Genomic DNA, 22,507 nt, shown 5'->3' with positions numbered 1-22,507 from the left:
GTGCATCCCAACACGCGAATGTCCGAGAGAGAAGGCGGGCGCGCGCAAATTCGCCGTCAGTTCGGTCCGAGTTGGCCGCGAAACCTGGCCAAACCGGAAGAGCGAGCAGGAATCGAGAAGCCCGCACGAGGACGGCACGCCTAACGTCGCAGGCATGTGCTTCATGTTCGGTGCGAGCGAGGAACAGATACGCAGCGTGCTCGCGGACGAAGCGAGTCGTGAGGAGGAAGTGCCGGTCACCGTTCCCGAAGACTGGTCGCGGGACTAGGGATCGCGTTCATGTCCGGGGCGAGACTCCGGACATGAACGGATCGATGTCGCGCCGGAGCATTCTCGCCGCGGGTGTGGCGGGCTCAGCGGCGGTTCTGCTCGGCACCGGGAGCGCCTCCGCGGCGACCCTCGTCACCCAGAGCGAGATCAACTCGCAGCCGACCTTCTACGAGGTGAACGGCGCCGCGTCGTCGTTCCGCTACGACCCGGGGTTCTACGCCCGGCTGGAGACCTGGCACGTCCACTGGCGGAACTGGACGCCGTACCACTGGACCGCGCCGCACAAGATCTACTCGTACGGCGCCTACGTGAACAAGGAGGGCATGCACGGCGAGGGCAGGGCGTTCGACCTCGCGCGCATGCTCATCACGAACCGCGACACGGGCGCGACTTTCACCGCGTTCAACGGCCGCTACGACCAGTGGAAGAACTCCACCGGCGACGCCCTGCGCACCGCCCGGATCCGGTACTGGGGAACGATGGCGTCCCTGCACTACCACTTCCGGCACGTCATCTCGTACCTGGACAACGCGGAGCACCACAACCACGCCCACATCGACAACGCGATCTCGGGTAGCGGCGACTCCAGCTTCAACACCGGCTCGGCGACCCAGACGTACTTCGTCCAGGCCGCCTGCCAGTACATCTGGGGCATCACCACCGGCATCGACGGCGACTGGGGTCCGCAGACGCAAGCGAACTCCTCAGCCGCCCTCGCCCGCGCCGGTTCCGACGGCGCGATCACCACCCAGAGCCGCTGGCTCGCCTTCTGCAAGGCCAGTGCGCAGCAGGCCTGGGCGCTCGTGCCCTGACGTCACGCACGGCACTCCAGCAGTTCCATCCCCGACCCACCGCCATAAGCGCTCGGGTCCACTGTGGAGCAATGCGCGGTGATCCACTCCTGGCGGCCGTTGTCCCCCCGGCCGCCAGGTCCGCGACCGCCCATCTGGTCGCCGCCGCCGAGCACGAACTTGAGCTTGCCCTCGGCGACCCACGACTGCAGCTGGTCGACCGACGGCGCGTTGTCCGAGCCGGAGAACCCGCCCATGCCGATCACGACCTCGTCCGAGCCCATGATGAACGGCCCCGCCATCTGCGCGGAACCGGCGACCGCCAGCGTGATCTCCGCGCCGCCGCTGTTCTCCTTGGCGTAGTCGAGGATCCGCTTCTGCTCGTCGGTGAGGGTCTGGCCACCAGGGCCGCCCATCATCGGTCCCCGGTTTCCTCGGCCGCCGGGTGGCTGCGCCCCGTTGGGCAGCTGCGTGCCGCTGGGTGGCTGCGCCCCGTTGGGCGGTTGCTGCCCGTTGCGGAAGATCTGGAAGCCCCCGTTACCGCGCTCGTTCGGCCCAGCCGCGGGCATCACGCCGTTGGAGCTGGCCGTCGCGGCGACGGCGGTCGACCACACGGCGGGTACCAGCAGCATCGCGACCACCGCCGCCACCAGCCCCGCCCGGCGCAGACCCACCAGCAGCACCACGACGGCGACCGCGGCGACCCCGAGCACCGCCCATCGCGCCCAGCCGTGGAACGACGTGTCCCGCGAGACCAGGACGAACGCCCACCCGGCCGTGATCGCGACCGACAACGGCAGGAGGAAGCGCACGAAACTCCTGGCACGCCAGAACATCACGATGCCGGCGGCGCCGATCGCCGCGACGGCCGGCGCGAGCATCGTCGTGTAGTACGGGTGGAAGATGCCCTGCGCGAGGCTGAACACCAGCGCTGTCACCAGCAACCAGCTGCCCCACATGAACCAGCCGGCGCGTTCGGCCGGAACACCCGGGACCCCGCGCCGCCACCGCAGCACGCCCGCGACGGACACCGCGACCAGGACCAGCAGGCACAACGGCAGCAGCCACGAGATCTGCCCGCCGACCGAGGCGTCGAACATGCGCGTGATGCCGGGCTGACCGCCGAACATCCCACCGCCGCCGGGGCCGCCGAACTCCATCGGGCCCTGCCCGGTGGGCATCTGGCCGGACGGCAGCTGACCCGAGGGCAGCTCACCGGGCGCCATGCCGCTGCCGCCGGGGTTCCCCTCGCCGCCGAACACCCGCCCCAGGCCGTTGTAGCCGATGATCAGGTCCCACGCGCCACCGTCCGTGCTCCCGCCGATGTACGGCTTGGCGCCCGGCCAGAACGCGTGCAGCGCCACCCACCAGAACGACGACGCCACCAGCACTCCGCCGGCCGCCAGCAGGTCGAGGATCCGGCGCTTCACCGGCGCGGAGGTCCCCACCAGGTAGGCCAGCGCGAAGCCGGGCACCACGATCCACGCCTGCAGCATCTTGGTCAGGAACCCGCAGCCGATGAAGAAGGCGCACCACAGCACCCACTTCGTCCGCGGCCGGCTCTCCGCGGACTGAACCGACCGGGTGAAGGCGTAGGCGGAGGCGACGAGGAGCAACACCAGCAACGTGTCCGGGTTGTTGTCGCGGTTGATCGCCACGGTGATCGGGGTCAGCGCGAGGATCAGGGCGGCGAGCAGCGCCACCTTCTCGTCCGCCCACAGCCGGACGGCGCGGTGCAACAGGAACACCGCCGCCACGCCCTCGATCACCTGCGGCAGCAACACCGCCCAGCCGTGGAACCCGAAGATCCACACGGCGATCGCCTGCGGCCACAACGACATCGGCGGCTTGTCGACCGTCACCACGCCGGCCGGGTCGAACGAGCCGAACAGGAAGTTGGTGAACGACGTCGACATGGACTTCGCCGCCGCCGCGTAGTACGAGTTGCCGACCTGTCCGGCGCCGATCGCCCACACGTACAGCGCACCGGCCAGCACGCAGATCGCCACGAGAGCCCAGGCGGGCCAACGGGGTGAACGCGAGCCGGTCGGCACGTCGGCGGGGGCGGCCACTTCGGCCGTGGCGGTCATGCCTGGTCCTTTCGGTTGTTCCGGCGGAACACCCAGCTCCGCAACAGGAAGAAACGCCCCGCGGTGCCCAGCGCGGAAGATCCGAGCAGCACCACCAGTTCGAGGGCGCGCGGTGGGTCGGGGGAGACCGCGGGCAAAATGAGCAACGCGGCCGAGGTGAACGCGTAGTAGAGCCCGAACACCACGAGGCCCTGCAGATGTGTCTTGCCGCGGGCGGTGTTTCGGGCCGTGAAGGTGAAGCGGCGGTTGGCCTCGGTGTTGAACAGGGTGGTGATGATCAACGCTGCCAGGTTGGCCACCAGCACCGGCCACCACAGCCGGAAGACGCCGTACAGAGCCAGGTTCGCGAGCGTGGAGATCACGCCGATCACCGCGAACGAGAGCACCTGCCAGGAGAGCCCGCCCTCGCTGCGGCTGAGCACGGCGTCCGGGTGGATGGCACGGGGCTGAGGTCGTCGGGGCAGCCCGTTCACCCGTGCGGTGCCGTTGGCCTTCGCACGAGCCACGCGGATCAACCCCTTGATGTCGTCGATGGCGGTGCCGACGACGTCGACCCGGCTGTCCACGTCCTCGACCCAGTCGACCGGCACCTCGTGCACGCGCAAACCGTTGTGCTCGGCCAGAAGCAGCAGCTCGGTGTCGAAGAACCACGCCTCGTCGCGGGCCTGCCCGAGCAACGGGCGGACGACCTCGGTGCGCGCGGCCTTGAAGCCGCACTGGGCGTCGCTGAACTTCGCGCCGTGCGTCAGTCTGATCAACGCGTTGTAGGCGCGCGACACCAGTTCCCGCCGTGGTCCGCGCACCGTGCGCGAGCCCGGTGCCAGCCGGGAGCCGATCGCCAGGTCCGAATGGCCGTTGAGCAACGGCGCGACCAGCGGCAGCAACCCGTCCAGACCGGTCGACAGGTCGACGTCCATGTAGACGACGACCGCGGCCTCGCTGGAGCCCCACGACTCCCGGAGCGCCAGCCCGCGACCCTTGCGGTCGAGGTGGTGCACCCGCACCCGCTCGTACTTCTGAGCCAGCTCCCAGGCGACCTCCAGGGTCGAGTCCGTGCTCGCGTTGTCCACGATCACGATCGACCAGTCGAACGGGAACTGCTCGGTCAGGAACGCGTGCAGCACGTCGACGCATCCCGGTAGTGCGCGTTCCTCGTTGTAGACGGGAATCATGATGTCCACCGTCGCCGTGGCCTGTGCAGTGCTCACCGCCATGTCATCTCCGTTCCACTGTGGACACAGCTGTGACCGTTGTGGGACCGAGCCTGCTGACGTTGTCGTGAGAACGTCCTTGGCTTCTGCTGAGAGAATCGTTAGAGCGCATACACACAGCTCGCTCACAGCGAAGAGCCCTACCGTCTTCCGCATGCGACTGCTCGTGGTGGACGACGACCCGGACGTGCGGGACAGTCTGCGGCGCAGCCTCGAGTTCGAGGGCTACGAGGTCACCACCGCCGCGGACGGGGCCGAGGCACTGGTCCGGCTCGCGGGCGCCGACCTGGCGATACTCGACCTGATGATGCCGAACCTCGACGGTTCGGAGGCCTGCCGGCGGTTGCGCGCGGCCGGGGAACGCCTGCCCGTGCTGATGCTCACCGCCCGCGACGCGCTGGGCGACCGGGTCACCGGCCTGGACGCCGGCGCCGACGACTACCTGGTCAAACCGTTCGCACTGGAAGAACTGCTGGCCAGGGTCCGCGCGCTGCTCAAGCAGAACCGGCGGCGCACGGCCCCGCGCACGCTCCAGTTCGCCGACCTGGGGATGGACCCGGACGCCCGCGAGGTCGTGCGCGGCGGCACGTGGCTCGACCTGACCCCGACCGAGTTCGACCTGCTGGCGGTCTTCCTGGGCAACCCGGAGCGGTTGCTGACCAAACAGCACCTCAAGCACGCCGTGTGGGGCAAGGACAACGGCACGAACAACCTCGACGTGTACATCGGCTACCTGCGGCGCAAGACCGAGGCCGGTGGCCGCGCCCGCCTGCTGCACACCGTGCGCGGCATGGGTTTCATCCTGCGCGAGTCGCCATGAGCGGTCCGGTCCTGTTGCGCAGCAAGCTCGCGTTGATCACCGCGTGCGTCGTGGCGGTGGCGATCGCCGGGATCAGCGTGGTCACCTGGCTCGCCACCGAGCACAACCTCCGTTCCCAGCTCGACAAGTCGCTGCTCGCGAGCGTGCCGCCGCGGATCGGCCAGCCGCTGGAACCGGGGGAGCGGCGCGAGTTCAAGATCCGTTGCGACCAGGGCGTTCCCACCGAGGGACTGCAGCAGGTCCTGCAGGGCATCCAGACCCTGAACGCCGACGGCGGCACCTGCGCGCCGCCCGGCGTCGACCCTGTCGTCAACCTCCCCGGCGACTTCGTGACGACACCGACGTTCCGCGACGGCGTCACCCGGTCCGGCGCCGAGGCACGCGTTCTCCTGCAACCGATGGACACCGGCGAGGTGCTGATCCTGAGCCGCAGCACCACCGAGATCGACTCCACGCTGACCACGCTGGGCGGGGTCCTGGTGGCAGTCTCGATCCTCGGCGCGCTGCTCGTGGCGGGCACCGGACTCTGGCTGACCCGCCGCGCCCTGGACCCGATGGAACGCCTCACCGAGACCGCCGAGCACATCGCGCGCACCCAGGACCTGACGACCGCGATCACGGTCGACGGCCGGGACGAGGTGGGCCGCCTGGGCCGCGCCTTCACGTCGATGACCGCCGCGCTGGCCGACTCCCGCCGCCGCCAGAAGGACCTCGTCAACGACGCCGCGCACGAGCTGCGGACCCCGTTGACCAGCCTGCGCACCAACATCGACCTGCTGGTGCGCAGCGAACGCACCGGCCGCGAACTGCCTCAGCGCCGCGAGGTCCTCGACCGCCTGCAGGCCCAGAGCCAGGAGTTCGGCGACCTCGTCACCGAACTGGTCGTGCTCGCCCGCGACGAACACGAACTGGCCACCGAGCCCGTCGACGTGGCCGCGGTGATCGACAGAGCGGTCGAACGCGCCCGCAGCCGTGCCCACGACCACCTCTTCGACGTCGACCACGCGGACTGGTCGGTCGTCGGCGACGCGGGCGCGCTGGAACGCAGTGTGCTCAACCTGCTCGACAACGCGGTGAAGTTCTCCCCGGCCAGTTCCACGATCACCGTCCGCTCGAAGCCGGGCTGGCTCACCGTCAGCGACGAGGGACCGGGAGTGCCTTTCGAGCACCGGAACTCGGCGTTCGAACGGTTCTGGCGCGCGCCCGACGCCCGCGGCCTTCCCGGATCCGGCCTGGGGCTGGCGATCGTGGCGGACGTCGTGGCCGTGCACGGCGGCAGCGTGCGGTTCGTGCCGAGACCGCGCGGTGCGTCGGTGCGAATCGAGCTGCCCGCCAACTGATCAGACGATCGGCGCTGGTTCGCACGGGCCGTTCTGCACCACGGTGGTGGTATGGACCGCAGACACCGGCGCCCTGCCCTGCTGATCACCGCGTTCCTCTCGGTCGCGATGTTCACCGCCGGCAACTCCGCCGCAGCTCCTCCGGAAGAACCGTCGAACCACTGGCAGTACGACCACTGGCCGCAACAACAGCCGTGGCAACAATCCCGGGACACCGCGCGTGTGTTGGCGCAGAACGGATTCCCCGGCCCGATCGACCCGCAGAACTGGGTCAACCCCGACCACATGACGTGGGAACGGGACTACAAGAAGATCCCCGGTACCAACTGGGCCGACCCGGCGGTCAAGGGTTCGGTGCGCACCTTCAAGGGCGCGCTGGTCCTGCTGGACTACCCGAACCAGCCGTTCGTCGTCACGCAGGCCAAGAACTCCACGGTGTTCGGCAACCCGAGCGCCGAGGCCAGCGACGTGCCGCGCGCCCAGGTCGGGCAGTTCTACCAGGACTTCCTCAACAAGCCGAACGGCCTCAACCGCGGCCACACCGTGCACGAGTACTGGATGGAGACCTCCGGCGGGCGCTACGGCGTCGACCTGAAGGCGTTCGGCCCGTACACGATGCCGGGCAAGGACCACGAGTACGCCATGGAGTTCCAGGGCGGAACCGCCTGTCCCGCAGGCGATTCCTGCAACCGCAACATCCGCACCGACGGCCGGGCCGCGTGGGTGGCCGACGTCGGCGCCGAGGTGCCCGCGGGTTACGACTTCACCTACTACCTGTCGGCGGGCCAGGACGAGTCCGGTACCTGGCAGGAGTTCGGGATGATGAAGTTCCGGACCAAGGAGGACGTGACCGACGCCTTCGGCCCGCCGGACCCCGCGCTGCCGAACTGGTCGAACACCCGGTACGTGGACTGGACCTCGTGGGCCGCGGGCTCGTCGATCTGGCCCAACGCGGGCGGCGGCTCGTCCACCCAGGCCGAGAGCTCCGGCCAGGGCGTGTACGCGCACGAACTGAGCCACATCCTCGGCATCGGCGACAACTACAACAACCCGTACGGCAGCCCACCGCGCCGTGACTACAGCGGCCCGTGGGACATGCTGTCGCGCGGCTCGTTCAACGGCCCCGGCGGTCCGCACTCCCGCTGGACCATCCCGGCGACCGGTGGCGCGTCGCTCGGCGCGCAGCAGACGTTGCGCAACAAGATCAAGCTCGGCATCGTGGACGAGAAGAACGTCCTGCGGTTGTCCCGCGAAGCCCTGGCCGGCTCCGGCACGGTCATCGCGAAGATCACCGCACGCGAGGTCAACCCCGGCGCCACCGGCCTGACCGGCATCAACCTCGCGCTGGGCACGGGCGACAAGACCCCGTCCTGCAACGTCTCCACCAACCCGTTCTGCGACGGCGGCGGCTACAACAACTACACGCTCGAGGTCGTGGACCGGATGGGCGCCGACTCGTTCACCCCGGACTCCGGCGTGATGCTGGCCAAGACCAAGAACGCCGACGCGGCGCCGTTCACGTGGGTGATCGACGCGAACCCGCAGGACATCGGCATGACCGACTACGTCCTGCCCGACGGCACCAGGGTCCCGATCACGATCGGCGACTACCGCCAGCTGTCCGACGCGCTGCTGCACGCCGGCACGAACTCCGGCAGCGAGTTCGAGTTCGTCGACACGGCCAACCGCCTGCACTTCTACGTGCTGGACCTGCAACGCGACTCCCGTGGCGTGCTGTCCTACACGGTGGCGGTCCGGTCGCTGGACGGCGCGGGCCCGCAGCAGCGCGGCGTGCGGGTCAACCCGGCTGCCGCCCGTGTGGGTGCGGACGGCGTGGCGACGTGCCGCTTCCCGTTGACCAACACCGGCCGCACGGCACCTCCTGGTGGACAGCACCCGGAGCCCGTCGACCAGTACCTCAACGGTGACGTCTACCGCGTGACGGCGAAGGCGGAGAACGGCTGGACCGTGTCGGTGCCCAACGCGCTGGCCACGGCCAAGTTCGGCGCGACGGTCGACGTTGCGGTGCACGCGCAGCGGGGCAGTGGGCCGGTCATGTCCAAGGTGACGCTCACGGCCGTGTCGGAGAGCAATCCCGCCAGGTCCGCGACGTCCACCTGCACGGTGACCGGCTAACGGGGACGGCTCCGGACCGGCCTGCGCCGGTCCGGAGCTTGCCGCTGCGGAACCGGCCCTGACGTCAGCATCACGAAGCACGTCAACAACAAGATGGTGCCGCACGCCAGCCACGTCAGCGTCTGGACCGTGGAGACCGGGGCGATCACGCCGATGCTGAACAGCAGCAACGGCATGCCGAGCGAGTAGCAGACACCGGCCGCGAACGTCCGCCCCGAGCCGTTGACCAGCAATGGAACCGCGGCGATCCCGGTCAGCACCGCGAACAGCAACCACGCGTACGTGAGCCCGGTGTGCAGCGCGATCGTGACGTCCAGGCCGTCCTTCGCGCGGATCGCGGACTCCGTCTCGGCCGCGTGACTGAGCCCGACGGCGGCCCTCGTCCCCGCGGCGACGGCTGTGAGCAGCAACGACGCCCCCAGGATGGTGCGACCGCGCCGGACGGGATCGACTCGCTTCCTGGTGTCCACGAACCCAGTCTGTTGGCAGGTCCCGGTCGCGCGGCGCCGCACACGCCCAAGTGCACTCAGTGGTGGTACGCGATGCGGGCCATCGGCTCGATCAGTTGATCCTCCTCGTAGGACAGGTGGGAGAGCAGCGTGTCCGTGAGCAGGTCCACCGATTTCTGCACCTCACCGATCCGCTGCGGCTCCGCGACCGTGGCCACCAGCGCCGCGTCGAGGCGTTCGAGCACCTCGTGGATCACCTGGTGCTCCTCCGACAGCCGGTCGAGGACCGGTCCGAGGCGCGCGTCACCCTCCCTGAGCTGCGGGTAGAGACTGGTGTCCTCGAGCGTGTGGTGGATCGTCACAAGACGGCAGTAGGTCTCGCAGTACGCGCCCATCGTCCAGTTGTTCTGGCGCATGGTCATCGTGTTGATCTCGGACCGCGCCTCGCCGATGCCGATCATGCCGTCCGCGGCCTGCCTGACGACCGAACGGATCTTCTGCAGCTCGTCGCGCAGGTGGTTGTGGACGCCGACCAGCTGACGGCCCATCGCCCTGCCCGAAGCGGTGTAGACGGCGTCCGCTTCAGGCGCCGGGCCTTTTGGGCGCGTCGACTCGTCCCACAGGAGTTGTGAACCGCGTTCCTTCTGCACGATCTCGCGCACGGCCGGTGCGACCTCCTCTGCGAACGCGCGCAGCTCGTCGTCGGTGTTGACCATCAGGATGAATCCGCTCATGCCGTCGTTGAGTGCCAGTTCGGCGAGTTGTTCCGCGGTGAACTCGGCGCCGATGTTGTAGATCCGGCGGATGTCCTTGGGCTCACGCCCGGCTTCTTGCGCGGCCTCGTCGATGATGGCGTTCATCGTCTTGAGTTGTTGTGGTGGCGCGTATGGACTCGACGGCAGCCAACCGTCGGCCAGGCGGCCGGTGAGCTGGAGCATCCGCTTCTTGTAGGCGCCCAGCCAGATGCCTATGTCGTGCGCGGGAAACGGTCCGGGGCGCGCGCCGTTGAGCGAGTAGTGCTTGCCGTGCAAGCGAACGCCGCGACCGGGTGTCCACAGTGCCCTGATCACCCCGATGGCTTCCTCGAGTGCCTCGACCGACTCGGCCGGGGTGCGATGCGGTCCGTCCATGGCGGCGATGGCGTCCCAGAACGCGCCCGCGCCGAGCCCCAGCTCCACGCGACCACCGGTGATGACGTCAAGACTCGCCGCCGCGCGCGCAAGCACAGCCGGCGGCCTGAGGGGCAAGTTCGCGACGTTGGGGAACACACGGACGTTGGTGGTGGACGCGGCGATGACCGACAACGACGTCCACGTGTCGAGGTTCGCGGCGTTGTAGGGGTGGTCCTGGATGCTGACGAGCTCCAGTCCGAGCACGTCAGCGGCCTGCGCGAGCCGCAGCGTGTCCTCGAACCGCTCGGCGTCGGGCGGCAGGAACACCCCGAACTCGAGTGGGTGGCCGTAATCTGTCATGCCGAAAGTATGCCACGCAGATGTTCTGTTTCGCAGACGTTCTGCTCGGGCTATCATTGGCCGGGTGACCGCGCTTGAGGACGACTTCGGCTGGACCCTCGGTGTGGTGTTCCGCGCCTTCGTCAAGGCGACGAACCAGGCCGTCGGCGACCTCCCCGGAGGCCACCGCGGCTACCAGATCCTCACCGCCGCCACCCGTGACCAGCCGGAAAGCCAGTCCGCGCTCTGCCAGCAACTGGGCATCGACCGCACCGTCATGACGTACCTGCTCGACGACATGGAACGAGCGTCGCTGGTCGAACGCCGCCCCGCGCCCGCCGACCGCCGCACCCGCCTGGTCGTGGCGACCGACGTGGGCCGTGCGCGGCTGGAAGAACTGGATCTCCGGCTGTCGCACGCCGAGGCGCACGTGCTGTCCGGGCTGTCCGCTTCGGACCGGGAGACGTTCAAGGGGCTGCTCTGCCGGCTGGCCGGGCACGTCAACGAGCTGGACCCGGTGCCGAGCGCCTGTCAGGCCGTGCAGGACATCGCGGCGAGCACGTCCTAGTACCAGCTGCGGCCTTCCTGTGACGGTGACGGTATGCCCAGGTCAGCCAGCGTCTCCCGCAGTTCGGCAGCGGATCTCTCCCGGCGCTCGTCGAGTTCCGCGAGTGAAGTGCCGTACCGGGCCATCCACGTGCGGTAGATGTCCATCAATTCCCGTCGCTGCTTCGCGGTGAGCTGCTTGGCCCGCTCGTTGAGGTCGGCCTGCAGTGCGCTCATCACCTCTGGGCGGCACTCGCCGCTGCGGACGATCTCTCGCAGGTGGTCGTGATTGGCGGCCCACCAGTCCGCGAAGAGCCCGGTGAGCTGGAACTCGTCGAGGATCCGAAGTGGTGTCATAGTCAGGCGAAACGACTCGATGAGGCTTTGGCGGAGCACGGGTAGTGTGCGTTCGCTGTTGAGGATCCCGCGCACCCCGTCAGCCAGCCAGCGATCCAGTTCGATCAGGAACGTGGCTTCGCGTTCGCCGACCGTCCACAACACAACGTCGGTGGTGATCACGAGGCCGTGCCGGGGAAACTTCATCGTTCCCCACTCACCAGGTTCGAAGAGGTCGAGGAGATTGATACCCAAGGCCTCGAACCGTTCGCGCTGTGCTTCGATCTCCGCCCGCGGTACGCCTCCCGTGACCAGGGCGCGGGTGTCCAGGTTCACTCCAGTTGAGGAGGGCTGGCTGATGTACCTGCGAATGTTCAGGTTGAAGTTGTCCTCCTCCATCTCCTCGACGGAGACAAACCTGGAGAAGTGCGGGACCTCGATCCTGCCGTGGAAGACCTCGGCGATCTTCTCCACGTGCCGCGGGTCGAGGCGGTTTCGCGAACGTCCGGTGCTGATCTCGTGTTCCGCGTTGATGAAGAAGACTCCACGGCGTCCACCACGCGGGGCCGTATCTCCGGTCAGCACGAGGATGCAGGCAGGGACGCTTGTTCCGTAGAAGACGTTGGGGCCGATTCCGATGACGGCCACGAGCTTGTCGGTGTTGACGATCTCCCGCCTGATCTGCTCCTCGGAGCCAGGGCGGTACAACACGCCTTGCGGGCTGACGACCACGCCGACACCGTCTGGTACCAACGAGGCGAGCACGTGTTGCACGAACATCAGGTCGGCACGCCGTCCGGTGCCCCGGATCCAGCCGTAGCGCATGCGTTCGGGGAAGCGGACGTCCTGCTCCTTGTAACCCACCGAGAACGGTGGGTTGGCCAGCACGCGGTCGAACCGTCGCCAGCTGCCGCCAGGGGTGAGGTGGAGCGGATTCGCCAGGGTGTCGCCGTTGCGGATCGCCGGGCGTACAGCGCCGTGCAGCAACAGGTTGAGCTGGGTGGTCCGGCACCGCGCGATGTTCATGTCCTGGGCGAAGAGCTCGAGCACACCCCGGTTGCCGCTGTGCGCGGCCGCGAAGTCCTCCGCACCCGCGAGCATGCCACCGCTGCCGGCGAACGGATCGTAGACGGACTGGCCTGGCCTCGGCTGAGCGAGACGGACCATCAGGTCGGTCACCGATCGTGGCGTGTGGAACTCTCCGCCGAGCTTGCCCGCCGCGTCGGCGTGCTCGCTGAGCAGCGCGTCGAACGCCATCGCGACGGTGTCGGGGAACTTGAGGTTCGCCGGGTGGAGCGAGATCCGGTTGAAGTGCTCGACGAGATCGATGGTGTGGCGCTCGCTGAGCGACCTCTTGAAGTCGATCTCCCAGAACTGCCGCTCGAGAACCTCGGCGTTGGCTTGGACCAAGGCGGTCAGCGCTCGGGCGAGTGTGTTGCCGAGGTCGGCGTGGGCGGCTGTCGCGATGGAGTTCCAACTCGCGCGTTCGGGAATCTCGAACCGGCCGGGTTGATCCGATGCCCACTTGAGGAGAAGGAACCCGGACAGGACGTCCAAGTCACCGGTTCGCCCTCGACCGCGATCGGCGATCCGGTCGGCGTCGAGGAGGAACTTGGTCACCTCCTCGGTGGTGAGTGGCTTCATCCCCTTGTCTCCGTCCCGAGGAAGTCACTGATGACCGAGGTCCTCAGCAGTTCCAGGCGTTCCAGGGTGCTGCGGTGTACCTGGGCGAGTTCGTCGATGTTCGCGGCCACCCTCACCAGTTGCTGTTGGCGACCGAACGGCGGGAGCACGACGGGGAGGTCGCCCAGGAGTGCGGAGTTCAAGGACTGGACCGTGCCGGGAACCGCGCGTCCGAGCAGGAGTTCCTGGACCGGGGGGAACGCGAGGTACAACGTCAGGTATTCCGGCACGACCAGTTCGGGGACAGGTCGCAGGCGAATGCAGGACGAGTTGTAGAGCCACCCCTCCTCTCCTTGCCCGATGTGAGCGAGTCGGCCGAGTGCACCCTGCCGGACCACCACGATGTCGCCTACGCGCAGCAGGTGGCGGTCGAGCCTCTTCGCCTCCTGCCGAGGCAGCAGGCGAAGCTTCTGGGTGGCTACCTGATGGCGATCGGTGATGTCCGAGGGGGACACCACCGGTACGCCGCCGGGGTGGTCGCCGAGGCGATCGAGCAGAGAACCGGAGGGCCCGGGAGTGATCTCCACCAGGTCGCGGAGCGGGACCTGGGCCTCTTCGGACTCGAACATGGATCGTCTCCTGTTGGCGGGGGTGCGGGCGTGGCATTGCTACCACGCCCGCTCGGTCAGGCCCGGCGGGGCCGCGCCCGGAGCACGGCCCGGACGCCCTGGGTCGTCGCCGCGCTGACAGCAGCGATCACGATCGCCGCGATCACCTCCGCGCCCTGCCCCATCGCGTAGGCGACGGTCGTGCCGCTCAGGACGATGATCACCACGATCACTAAGACCCGTCGCCAGGGTTTGGGCAGGTAATATGGCCAGGTGGGACTGGTGCTCGACATGAGTGATCACTCCTTCTCAAGACCTCATCGCTTGTTTTGCTTGGACGCCGATCAAGCGATGAGGTCTCTATCAATTTCGCTGTTGGACACTAATGCTATCTCAAGGTGACTGCGAAGCTAGCTTCGCGCGTCCTCGTGTGTGGCTCAGAGTACCGCGCCGAGCGCGCTTCAAGCGACTGGGTGCTGATCCGTCGTTGGCGGGGCGTGGCCAACTCGGGTGTGGAATCCTTCGGACCGTACAGACGAACGTGATCTGGGGGACTGGGTGAAGACGCCCGAAGAGTGGATGCGGGACTTCGAGGCGAAGATCGCCGACGCACAGGCGAAAGCCGCGGCGGTCCAGGAAGGACTGGCGCAGGCGGGCGGTTCGGCGTCGTCGAACGATGGGGCGATCACGGTGACCGTCGCGCCCAACGGTGCGCTGACCGGCCTTGAGCTGACAGCGGACGCGATGCGGAAGTCGCACGCGCAGTTGTCGGGCGAGATCCTCGAGATCGCGCGCAAGGCGCAGCGCGGTGCGGCGGTGAAGGTCGCCGACACGTTCGCGGCCGTCGAGGGCGAGGGCTCCGAGACCTATCGCATGATCACCGAGTACCTGCCGCCGCCAGAGGAAGAAGAGCAGCCGAAGCCGGCGGGGTACGCGTTCAACGAGGAGTACGAGGAGCGCGCCGCGACCGCAGCGCCGCCGCCTCCGCCGCCCGTTCGTCGTCCCGCGCCGCGTCCGAGCGACGATGACGACGACTTCGGCGGCGACTCGATCTTCAAGAAGCAGTAGAGCGGTCTGGGGGAGCAGTGGCAGAGGAGAACAGCACGACCACGTGGTCGACCGGCGCGGGTGTCGTGGACAGCGTCGCCGGCTTCGTCGACTCGCTGACGTCCGAGTCCGAAGGCGAAGGGCCTGACGTCATCGACGTCGCGCTCGGCGGTGCCGGCGTGGTGGTGGACGTGGTCGCCACGATGGCGAACCCGTTGGGAATGCTGGCATCCGCGGGTGTCGGCTGGTTGCTGGAGCACGTCGACTTCCTGCGCGAGCCGCTGGACGCGTTGCTGGGCAACCCCGACGAGATCAACGCGAACTCCGACCAGCTCAAGCAGGCCGCGCTGCAGATGAAGATGGTCGCCCAGGAACACCACGAGGACATGCGGTCCGTCGCCGACTGGCAGGGCGACGCGGGCGACGCGTTCAAGCGCGAGATGGAACAGATGGCGGGCGAGTACGACGCGCTCGGCAAGACCATGGACGGGACCGCGGCGATCTACGCGTTGTCCGGCGCTCTCGTCTGCGAGTTGCGATCCCTGGTGTTCGGCTGGATCTCCGACCTGATCGGCGAACTGATCGCGAGCGCGCTGATCGCCGCCGCGTCGGCCGTGGTCACGCTGGGCAGCTCCATCGCCGCGTTCGCCGGCTACGCGGGCACGCGCGCCGCCATGATGGCGACCAAGATCGCGGGCAGGCTGTCGAAGCTCGCTTCCGCGATGGCGCGCTTCGGTGGTCGCATGGCCAAGCTGGCGGAGAAGATGGAGGGCCTGGTCAAGGGCTTGGAGCGGTTCGCGGAGTACGGCGGCTACGCCAAGTCCGCCTACGACGCCGTCAAGCCTTACGACATGCCTCCCGCCAACGCCTGACCCTCAGCCGGGCCGCCCGGCGAGCATTCGCACCAGGTCGTCGCCCCTGATGTCCACTCCCACCGCGCCGCCGGGGTTGACCAGCACCTGCAGCCCCGGCAACACCGTCCCGATCTTCTTGAGCACGATTCCTCCCGGCTGGTAGTCGCCGGGAGGAAGGTGGCGTGGAGACGAGTAGAGCGCGAGGATGTTGTTCCCGTTCACGTCTTGAGCGATGGCGAGGTTGCCGTCCGGGCCCGGCTGGGCCAGCAGCATCGACTCCAGTGCCGCCGACATGATCGCCTCGTAGGGCAGCCAGCCCGCCGTGACGAAGTTGAGCACCACCTCGAATTCGCACTGCGGCTCGGGCAGCCCCAGCCGTTGAGGGCTCGGCTTGTACTCGTCGTTCACCCAGGTCTTGCCGGTGAACCGACCGTCTGGTCCGACCTCGTAGGCACCGAGCAGGGTGAACAGCGGCGCGCCCTGGATGTAGCGCGGATCGATGTCCGGGTCCGCGCAGTAGATCCAGCCACCGGGGGTCCTCGCCGCTTCCGCGCGCATCGCGTCGCTGATCGGAGGCAGGCCCGGATGCGTCGTCTCTGCGGGCGCGTACTTCGGATCGAACGCCAGGAACGCCTCGGTGGCAAGACATTCGGCGAGATCGTGCTGCGGTCCGACAGGCAGGCCGGCGATGCCGTGCCACGCCCCGAGCAGGGCACCGGTCAGCGCCGCCACCAGGGGGTCGAAGGCAGCTGCGGCGAGCGCCGTCGGCGGGTGGTTGCCGAGCGAGCTCACGATCCGCACCGCAAAGCCCCACGGCGTGCCCGTGTCGGGTTCCGGCATGCCGAGTTCTTGCAGGATGTAGTGCGGAGCACGGGAAAACGCCTCGCGGGACACCGCGCGGGCGATCACCGGGCTGATCTCGTCGTCCCAGCCGACACCCCGGACAGCGGGATTCTCCGCGCCCAGGCCGGCTACGATCGCCCGCACCACGCGGACGGGTTCCTGCGCGTTCGGCAGCCATCCCTCGCGGCGCGGCAACCAGGGGTGATCGGCCTGGAAGGCCGGCGACCTCTGCGCCACCGTGCGGACGACGTCGTCGACGAGCCTGAAAAGCGCTGCCTCGTAGGGATTGTCGCCCAGTGCGAAGCCGGCGAGGAGACCGGCGATCCACGGCCACCCGTTCGACTGGGTCGCGGGCAGCCCGGCGGCCTTGCCGAACGTCGGCGCCTGCCAGACGCGCACGCCGTTCGCGTCCCAGGTCTGCTGAACCCCGTGCGGAGGTGGGCCCTGCCAGCCGCTTTCCTGCCAGCGCAGGCATTCCGCGAGGATCTCGCGCTCTTCCGCGGTGAACGAGAGGCTGTGCGCCCTGGCCTCGTCCACGCGTTCGACAAGCGCGGGGCCCCCGTCCTCGTGGCGTTCGACCGGAGCGGGCAGGGCGAAGGGCGCGGGCCAGCGGTCGAGCGGGATGGGCCTCTTGAGCGACGTCTGCCAGTCGTGGCCGGGGTTGACCCGCACCTCGTCCGCCGTCGTCGTGGTCAGGAGTTCGCGCATGCCGACCTCGCGCCACCGCCGGGTTCCAGGCGGAAGGAGCCTGTCGGAGGAGTAGGTGGCGAGCCACGTGTGGCCGTTGTCGTCCTGGCCGATCTGGTCTGTCGTGCACACCACCACGTCTACGACACCGGCCACGAACCTGGCGTCCTCTTCAAGCCAACCGCACTGGTAGTAGGAGAAGATCTTGTCGGCCGGCGTCTGCGGCAGCGGCCATCCGCGGGCACCGGGACCCGGGGTGTGCGCCGCGTTGTGGCGAAACTCGTCCGCACCTTCCTTGCGCAACCACCCCAGGATCGCGACGTTCGGCACCCCCAGGTGCCCGAAGGTCTCCAGATCCCACTCGGGGTCGACGATCGAGAGACCGGGACCCCGTTGGCCCCTGGGAACTCCCCGCTTCCACGGGGAAAGAGGGGTGGGCACGTACGCGCGCGGCTCGCCGCCGTCGTCCGGCACCTCCACCGCGGGAAGTGGTACGAGTACGTCGTCGGTCGCGTCGTACGGCACATGCCACTGACCGCGCACCAACACCACGTCGTCGGTGAGGATCTTCAGGTTCGCGGACCTGGGACCGTGCGTGCGAACGATCCAGTCCCACGCGGACCGGATCGCCTCGTCGCGGTTCATCGGGTTTCCTCCAGTGCGGTGTCCAGACGCCTGGAGAGCCAGGTCATGAACGCGTGGTAGTCGGCCTTGACGCTGATCCGCGCGAGGTTCCCGTCCGCAGCGGTGCTCATCCGGCCGATGTCGTCGAGCACCACGCGTTCCCGGCGCAGTGCCACATAAGGAAGTTGCAGGCCGGCGGCGAGAGCGAGACCGTCGTGCTGGATCGTGCCGGGGTGGAAGCGATCGAACCACTGGGCCATGTGCGCGGTGACCAGCTTCGCCCACGCGGGCTCCGCCTCGGCGAGCCGGCGGTGGAGCCCGGAGTCCTTGGCGATCTCCAGCTCCGGTGTGAACGTCGTGTCGGACAGCACCAGCTTCGGCAGCTTTCCCTTGGTGAGCAAGGTGTTCGCGGCCGCCGGGTCGAGTCGGAAGTTGTGTTCGGCCCGTTCGGGATCGCGGTAGTTCAGGGCGCCGCCCATCTGCGTCACGACCAGTCGTTCGGCGAGAGACGGGTTCGCGGTCAGCAACGCGGCGAGGTTCGTCGCCGGGCCCATGCCCACCCAGCGGACCAGGCCGTCCGTGCTCGTCACGACTTCCGCGACCGCGTCGGCGACGTCGGTGCGTTGCGGATCGACGGAATCCGGTACCAGGCCCGCGATGCAGTCCATCCTCCGGTCGCCGAGATCAGCGCCGGCGACCACCCGCACGTCCTCGCGGCCGAGCAGGTCGAGCAGGTGCCGGACGAACCGCGCCCTGCGTCCGCCCAGTTCATCCACTGTGGACACCAGGGTGAGCGTCGGTTCGGCCGCCGCGGCGACGAGGGCGATGGCGTCGTCGGGATCGCCGCCGGCGTCCGTGTCGATGATCAGGGGCGCACCCTCCTGCGACGGCGGGAACGGATCTCCCGCCACCGTCTGCGGCAGCCCGAACCGCTGCGCCAGACCGGTCAGGTCCTGGCGTTCCCGGTTCAGCTCCTCGCTCATCGCTTTCCTTCCCGCAGTTCGCGCGCGTACTCGTCCCGTTCGGCGATGGTCGGCAACGCGGCGAACTCCGTCCACACGCGACGCCGCTCGTCCGGCTCCAGGTCGCGCACAGCGGCTTCCACCGCCAGCACCGCGCCCTTGTCGCCGCGCCGCACCAACGAGTCCATCACCTCGCGGAACCTCGGGTCGCCGCTGCCGTCCTCAGCCACCCACGACCGCACCTGGTCCCTGCCGTGCTCAGCCCGTGCAGACAGCTCGTCGCGCCAGGCACCGCCCTCGGCCCTGAGTTCGGCCATCTCCCGCGCAACGTCGACGACCGCGCGCAGACTCATCGCCTTGGCGCCCTCGCGCACCGCCGGATCCTGGAAGGGCTCGGCCACCTTCAGCGGGTTGATGCCCGCTGTCAGATCGGGCTCGAAGCGTTGCGGCTGTTGCACAGGACCGTCCTCGTCGATCCGGCGCGGACTGGACATCGTACCGTGCAACGTTTCCTCGATGACGCCGATCGCGTCCTGGTGCGCGAAGGTGCGGCCAGGATCGTCGGAGAGTTCGCGCAACGGCTTGCCGCCGCCGTCCTCCGGTTCGAGGTCGACGAGGTAGCCCTTCTTCGCGTCAGGGTGCGGATCGCCGGGCGACTGACCGTGGAAGGCGTAGTGGCCCTGGAACTTCGGGTCCGGGTACGCCGCCGTCAGCATCTCCTGGACGGTGCCCTTGTAGCTGGTGTCGACGAGGCTGATGCCGCCGTCACCGTGGATCGGCACACCCGCCGAGTCGAGGTAGTCGGACAGCCGGTCGTACGCGCCGGGCACGTCCTCGTCCGCGACCTTCTTGTGCAGCCGGAACTCGTCGACCGCACTGAGATCCCGGTCCGGATCGGAACGCTCGACGTCCCTCAGCGCCGCCTCGACGACCGCACGCGACAGCACGACCTCGCTCGCGTGCCGGTCGAAGAACACCGGGTCGAGCTCCCTGCTCGCGAGGGCGAGGCTGTGCCCGTCGCGACCGAGGAAGACCACGCGGTGGTCCGGGTCCGCATCGGCGATCACCTTCAGGTCGTCGTGAATGCGCGCGGCGACGTCCACGATGATCGGCGCCGTGTACTCCCTCGCGGCGTCGTAGGTGTCGGCCAGCGCTTGCCGTTTCTCCGGATCGCTGATGCCGAGGTCGTCCGCGACCTGGTCAACGGCGTCGTCGCGCTGCTCCTCCGGTGTCGCGCCATAGCCGCCGTCGTCCTCGACATGCGAGTGCGCCGTGTCGTCCGTGTAGTCCTCCGAGAGAAGACGCACGTCCGTCGCGTTGTCGGGCAACTCGGCGAGCCGGCCCGTCTGCGGATCGGCGTACGCGACTCCGTCCGGGGTGTTCACGACCCTCACGACGTGGCCCTGTGTGCGGCCATCGTCGTCCGTGTATTTGTAGGCAAGCGCGCCCCGTGAGTTCTCCGGGGTGCTCGCCATCGCCTTCGAGACGCTGTCGATGTCCTTGTGGCTGGTCCACTCGCCGCCCAGCGCGTCCCGGACCCGGCTCAGCCTGCCCTGCTCGGCCACGTCCTCCGGTTTCGTGGGCCGTGCCTCGACCTGTTCGCCGTGGTAGCGCCGCTCGTCGGCGATCATGGCCTCGACGCAGTTCGTCCGGTGGCCGTCCTCGTCGAGCCTGTGCGCGTTGACCTGGTCGATGCCGGGGAACCGTTCCTGCAGCACGCGTTGCTGGCTCGACTCGTCGCCGTGCCCCGCGTGCAGTGCCGTCGGCTCTGGCGGTCGTGCGGGCGCCCCGCCCAGCCGGGCCTCGATGTCGACGTTCGTCGGCAACGGCCGCATGGGCTTCTTCTCTTGGGGAGACTCGGCCGGTTCCTCTTTGGGAGGCGGAACGTCGCCCCGTTCGGCGGCCGCGCGCGCCTCGTCCTCTTCGATCTTCCACGAGGGCCGCATCTCGACGGGCGGCGGTCCGGGTGGCGGCACGAACCTGAGGTCGTCAGGGACGTGGGGCTGCGTTTGCCGTGCGCCACCGATGAAGTCGGGGTTGGGCACGAACGGGCCGAGGGCCGATTGCCCGTTGCCCACGTAGACGACCTCGTGCCAGCCCTCCACGTACCGCCAGTCGACGCCGCCCGCGTGCAGGACCTCGCTCTCAGGCAGCGGCTTGCCCCCGTATCCCAGCCGCTGCTGGGTGTCGGCCGACAGGATGCCGCCGGGCGCCTTGATCCGGTAGACGTGGCCACCTGACGAGTTCGTGAACGTCATGGCGGTGCGCACGTCCGTCGAGGTGCTGACGAACGTGTTCATGTTGCCGTGGATGTGCTGGAAGAGGGGATCCGCCCGGCCGTCGGACGCGTGTGGCCTGAATCCGCCGTCCTGGCGGATCTGGTCCGGCGTCCGCGTGTCGCCGCGCAGCATGACGTTGTCGTCGGACAGGAAGTCGTCGACCTTCCGGCGTGCGATCTTCCAGTCGTCGTACTGGGACAGATCAGTTCGTTCGAGCGCCACCGGTGGCCGCTCGCCGTCGCGTGGCCGGTCGTGGGACGTTGTCTCCTGCGTGTTCTGGTCGGGGGTGTGGTCGCTCGGCCTGTCCTGCCGGTGCACGGGTGCGCCGCGGTCCGGCCTGTCAGGCGCGCGATGCGGCTGGCCGTCCTGCGGTGGCGTGCCGCGGACGGGCCTGCCGTCGTGAGGAACCGAAGGCGGCCCCTGCTCGTGCCGGCGTGGTCCACCACCGGGCGGGCCGTCCGCGTGCCGCTGGGGGTGCGGCCCTGGCCCGTGCTGCGGATTCCCGGGCGCCATCGGCCCACGAGGCGGAGCCGCCTGCGGGTGTGTCGTGCGCGGGTCGGCGGTGTGCGGGTGCGCTGACTGAGGACCGACAGGTCCGTGCCTGCCGGGAGGTGTCCCCGGAGGTCCGAAGTCCCGTGGCCGGTGAGGCGCGCCGCCGTCCGGAGACGGACCTCGCCCCGCCATGCCAGGTCCCTGGCTGGGCTGGCGCATGCCGCCTTGGCCGTTGAACGGACCGGCGCCACGCGGTGAGGCGGTCCCACCGTGCTGTCCGGCGGGAGGATGCCCAGGCCCGAAACCGGGCTGGTGACGGCCGGGCCCGTTCGGGGGTCCCGGAGGACCGAAGGGCGGCTGACCCCCTTGGCGTGGCCCGTTTTCGGGACCACCCGGTCGCGGCCCGCTCTGAGGGTGCCCGCCGGCGGCAGGCGGCCCCATCGGACCACGGCCCACCGGAGGACCACTGGCGGGAGGCCCACCCGGATTCCTGGTGCCGGGTCCGCCGGGATGGACACGGGTCGCCGGGCCACCGGGACCCCGGTGGCCCGGCGCGTTGCCGGAGGGGTGAACCCCAGGCGCGGGTGCGCCGCTCATTCCAGTCGAGGGCCTGGTGGCAGGTGTGTTTCCTGCCGGGCCGCTGCCGGGCGCGCCCGTCCCGGCCGAGGGCCTGGTGGCAGGTGCGTTTCCCGCTGGGCCACCGCCCGGCATGGGGCCGCCGCCCGCAGCCGAAGGCCTGGAGGCAGGTGCTCCCCCCACCGCGCCGCCGGGCGCGGTCCCGCCGGCCATCGGACCGCCAGGGCCTCGGCCAGGGGGAGGGGCGCTGCCTGGCACCGGACCGCCCGACGGCGGGCCACCTGCCGTTCGACCGGCCTGGGGACTGCCCGCGGGCCCGGCACCGGGCGCAGACCCGGCCGTCATCGGGCCGGTGGAGCCTCGACCGGTCGGCGAACTTCCTGTGAGGGGGCCACCGGCCATCGGACTGGCGGGCCCTCTGCCGGCCTGTGGGCCACCAGGGGAGCCGCCGCTGCCGGCAGGCGGACCACCT

17 protein-coding genes are annotated in these 22,507 nt (G+C 69.2%); 7 read left to right on the top strand and 10 right to left on the bottom strand.

The features are described from left to right. Positions 1-302: 302 nt before the first annotated feature. Positions 303-1,082 (top strand): hypothetical protein, encoded by a 780-nt coding sequence (locus ACH413_RS38160; protein WP_360043942.1) that lies wholly within the window; start codon positions 303-305, stop codon positions 1,080-1,082. Between the two features lie 2 nt (positions 1,083-1,084). On the opposite strand, the gene ACH413_RS38155 is transcribed toward ACH413_RS38160, so the two are convergent. Both ACH413_RS38155 and ACH413_RS38150 read right to left on the bottom strand, forming a co-directional pair. Next, the gene (locus ACH413_RS38155; RefSeq protein ID WP_360043945.1) at positions 1,085-3,151 is read right to left on the bottom strand and encodes a glycosyltransferase family 39 protein; all 2,067 of its coding nucleotides are present in this window, start codon (positions 3,149-3,151) and stop codon (positions 1,085-1,087) included. After that, positions 3,148-4,365: a bifunctional glycosyltransferase family 2/GtrA family protein gene (locus tag ACH413_RS38150; protein WP_360043948.1), complete on the bottom strand. Its 1,218-nt coding sequence runs from the start codon at positions 4,363-4,365 to the stop codon at positions 3,148-3,150. The genes ACH413_RS38155 and ACH413_RS38150 overlap by 4 nt, the downstream gene beginning before the upstream one ends. 151 nt (positions 4,366-4,516) lie before the next feature. On the opposite strand from ACH413_RS38150, the gene ACH413_RS38145 reads away from it, so the two are divergent. From ACH413_RS38145 to ACH413_RS38135, 3 genes are read left to right on the top strand one after another with little or no spacing between them, the layout of a single operon-like run. After that, on the top strand, positions 4,517-5,182 hold the full coding sequence (locus tag ACH413_RS38145) for a response regulator transcription factor (RefSeq protein WP_360043951.1): 666 nt from the start codon (positions 4,517-4,519) through the stop codon (positions 5,180-5,182). After that, entirely contained in the window at positions 5,179-6,522 is a 1,344-nt protein-coding gene (locus tag ACH413_RS38140; RefSeq protein WP_360043954.1) for a HAMP domain-containing sensor histidine kinase, read from the top strand. The genes ACH413_RS38145 and ACH413_RS38140 overlap by 4 nt, the downstream gene beginning before the upstream one ends. 51 nt (positions 6,523-6,573) lie before the next feature. After that, positions 6,574-8,658 (top strand): M6 family metalloprotease domain-containing protein, encoded by a 2,085-nt coding sequence (locus ACH413_RS38135; protein ID WP_360043957.1) that lies wholly within the window; start codon positions 6,574-6,576, stop codon positions 8,656-8,658. On the opposite strand, the gene ACH413_RS38130 is transcribed toward ACH413_RS38135, so the two are convergent. Further along, positions 8,655-9,128: a hypothetical protein gene (locus ACH413_RS38130; RefSeq protein ID WP_360043960.1), complete on the bottom strand. Its 474-nt coding sequence runs from the start codon at positions 9,126-9,128 to the stop codon at positions 8,655-8,657. The genes ACH413_RS38135 and ACH413_RS38130 overlap by 4 nt on opposite strands. 56 nt (positions 9,129-9,184) lie before the next feature. Then, positions 9,185-10,579: an LLM class flavin-dependent oxidoreductase gene (locus ACH413_RS38125; RefSeq protein ID WP_360043963.1), complete on the bottom strand. Its 1,395-nt coding sequence runs from the start codon at positions 10,577-10,579 to the stop codon at positions 9,185-9,187. A gap of 64 nt (positions 10,580-10,643) precedes the next feature. On the opposite strand from ACH413_RS38125, the gene ACH413_RS38120 reads away from it, so the two are divergent. Continuing rightward, positions 10,644-11,126, top strand: a complete 483-nt coding sequence (locus ACH413_RS38120) for a MarR family winged helix-turn-helix transcriptional regulator (RefSeq protein ID WP_360043966.1) — start codon at positions 10,644-10,646, stop codon at positions 11,124-11,126. Here the strand turns inward: ACH413_RS38120 and ACH413_RS38115 are convergent. Genes ACH413_RS38115 through ACH413_RS38105 form a run of 3 tightly spaced genes read right to left on the bottom strand, consistent with a single transcriptional unit; the run spans position 11,123 to position 13,895 of the window. Beyond that, a complete protein-coding gene (locus ACH413_RS38115; RefSeq protein WP_360043969.1) occupies positions 11,123-13,084 on the bottom strand; it encodes a class I SAM-dependent DNA methyltransferase in 1,962 nt (653 codons plus the stop codon). The two genes, ACH413_RS38120 and ACH413_RS38115, sit on opposite strands and share 4 nt — an antisense overlap. After that, entirely contained in the window at positions 13,081-13,692 is a 612-nt protein-coding gene (locus ACH413_RS38110) for a restriction endonuclease subunit S (protein ID WP_360043972.1), read from the bottom strand. The genes ACH413_RS38115 and ACH413_RS38110 overlap by 4 nt, the downstream gene beginning before the upstream one ends. Positions 13,693-13,748: 56 nt before the next feature. Continuing rightward, positions 13,749-13,895 carry a hypothetical protein gene (locus tag ACH413_RS38105; RefSeq protein WP_360043975.1) on the bottom strand — a complete coding sequence of 49 codons (147 nt, stop codon included), beginning with the start codon at positions 13,893-13,895 and terminating at the stop codon, positions 13,749-13,751. A 334-nt stretch (positions 13,896-14,229) separates the two neighbouring features. On the opposite strand from ACH413_RS38105, the gene ACH413_RS38100 reads away from it, so the two are divergent. After that, positions 14,230-14,739: a YbaB/EbfC family nucleoid-associated protein gene (locus ACH413_RS38100; RefSeq protein WP_360043978.1), complete on the top strand. Its 510-nt coding sequence runs from the start codon at positions 14,230-14,232 to the stop codon at positions 14,737-14,739. A 17-nt stretch (positions 14,740-14,756) separates the two neighbouring features. After that, positions 14,757-15,590 carry a hypothetical protein gene (locus tag ACH413_RS38095; RefSeq protein ID WP_360043981.1) on the top strand — a complete coding sequence of 278 codons (834 nt, stop codon included), beginning with the start codon at positions 14,757-14,759 and terminating at the stop codon, positions 15,588-15,590. Positions 15,591-15,593: 3 nt separating this feature from the next. Here the strand turns inward: ACH413_RS38095 and ACH413_RS38090 are convergent, their stop codons facing one another. From ACH413_RS38090 to ACH413_RS38080, 3 genes are read right to left on the bottom strand one after another with little or no spacing between them, the layout of a single operon-like run. Continuing rightward, positions 15,594-17,747 (bottom strand): hypothetical protein, encoded by a 2,154-nt coding sequence (locus ACH413_RS38090; protein ID WP_360043984.1) that lies wholly within the window; start codon positions 17,745-17,747, stop codon positions 15,594-15,596. Further along, positions 17,744-18,709, bottom strand: a complete 966-nt coding sequence (locus ACH413_RS38085) for a nucleoside hydrolase (protein ID WP_360043987.1) — start codon at positions 18,707-18,709, stop codon at positions 17,744-17,746. The genes ACH413_RS38090 and ACH413_RS38085 overlap by 4 nt, the downstream gene beginning before the upstream one ends. Next, a complete protein-coding gene (locus ACH413_RS38080; RefSeq protein ID WP_360043990.1) occupies positions 18,706-21,480 on the bottom strand; it encodes a toxin glutamine deamidase domain-containing protein in 2,775 nt (924 codons plus the stop codon). The genes ACH413_RS38085 and ACH413_RS38080 overlap by 4 nt, the downstream gene beginning before the upstream one ends. Positions 21,481-22,507: the final 1,027 nt, after the last annotated feature.

Origin of the sequence: Lentzea sp. NPDC020367 (assembly GCF_044387305.1) — a bacterium.
Lineage (GTDB): Bacteria > Actinomycetota > Actinomycetes > Mycobacteriales > Pseudonocardiaceae > Lentzea.
The sequence above is the reverse complement of the archived record's forward strand: the minus strand, read 5'-3'. Positions and strand labels throughout refer to the sequence as shown.

Excerpts from the sequence above, each read along its gene's own strand:
- ACH413_RS38160 (WP_360043942.1), top strand. The coding sequence starts at position 303 with ATGAACGGATCGATGTCGCGCCGGAGCATTCTCGCCGCGGGTGTGGCG.
- ACH413_RS38155 (WP_360043945.1), bottom strand. The coding sequence starts at position 3,151 with ATGACCGCCACGGCCGAAGTGGCCGCCCCCGCCGACGTGCCGACCGGC.
- ACH413_RS38150 (WP_360043948.1), bottom strand. The coding sequence starts at position 4,365 with ATGGCGGTGAGCACTGCACAGGCCACGGCGACGGTGGACATCATGATT.
- ACH413_RS38145 (WP_360043951.1), top strand. The coding sequence starts at position 4,517 with ATGCGACTGCTCGTGGTGGACGACGACCCGGACGTGCGGGACAGTCTG.
- ACH413_RS38140 (WP_360043954.1), top strand. The coding sequence starts at position 5,179 with ATGAGCGGTCCGGTCCTGTTGCGCAGCAAGCTCGCGTTGATCACCGCG.
- ACH413_RS38135 (WP_360043957.1), top strand. The coding sequence starts at position 6,574 with ATGGACCGCAGACACCGGCGCCCTGCCCTGCTGATCACCGCGTTCCTC.
- ACH413_RS38125 (WP_360043963.1), bottom strand. The coding sequence starts at position 10,579 with ATGACAGATTACGGCCACCCACTCGAGTTCGGGGTGTTCCTGCCGCCC.
- ACH413_RS38115 (WP_360043969.1), bottom strand. The coding sequence starts at position 13,084 with ATGAAGCCACTCACCACCGAGGAGGTGACCAAGTTCCTCCTCGACGCC.
- ACH413_RS38110 (WP_360043972.1), bottom strand. The coding sequence starts at position 13,692 with ATGTTCGAGTCCGAAGAGGCCCAGGTCCCGCTCCGCGACCTGGTGGAG.
- ACH413_RS38090 (WP_360043984.1), bottom strand. The coding sequence starts at position 17,747 with ATGAACCGCGACGAGGCGATCCGGTCCGCGTGGGACTGGATCGTTCGC.
- ACH413_RS38085 (WP_360043987.1), bottom strand. The coding sequence starts at position 18,709 with ATGAGCGAGGAGCTGAACCGGGAACGCCAGGACCTGACCGGTCTGGCG.
- ACH413_RS38080 (WP_360043990.1), bottom strand. The coding sequence starts at position 21,480 with ATGGCGCCCGGGAATCCGCAGCACGGGCCAGGGCCGCACCCCCAGCGG.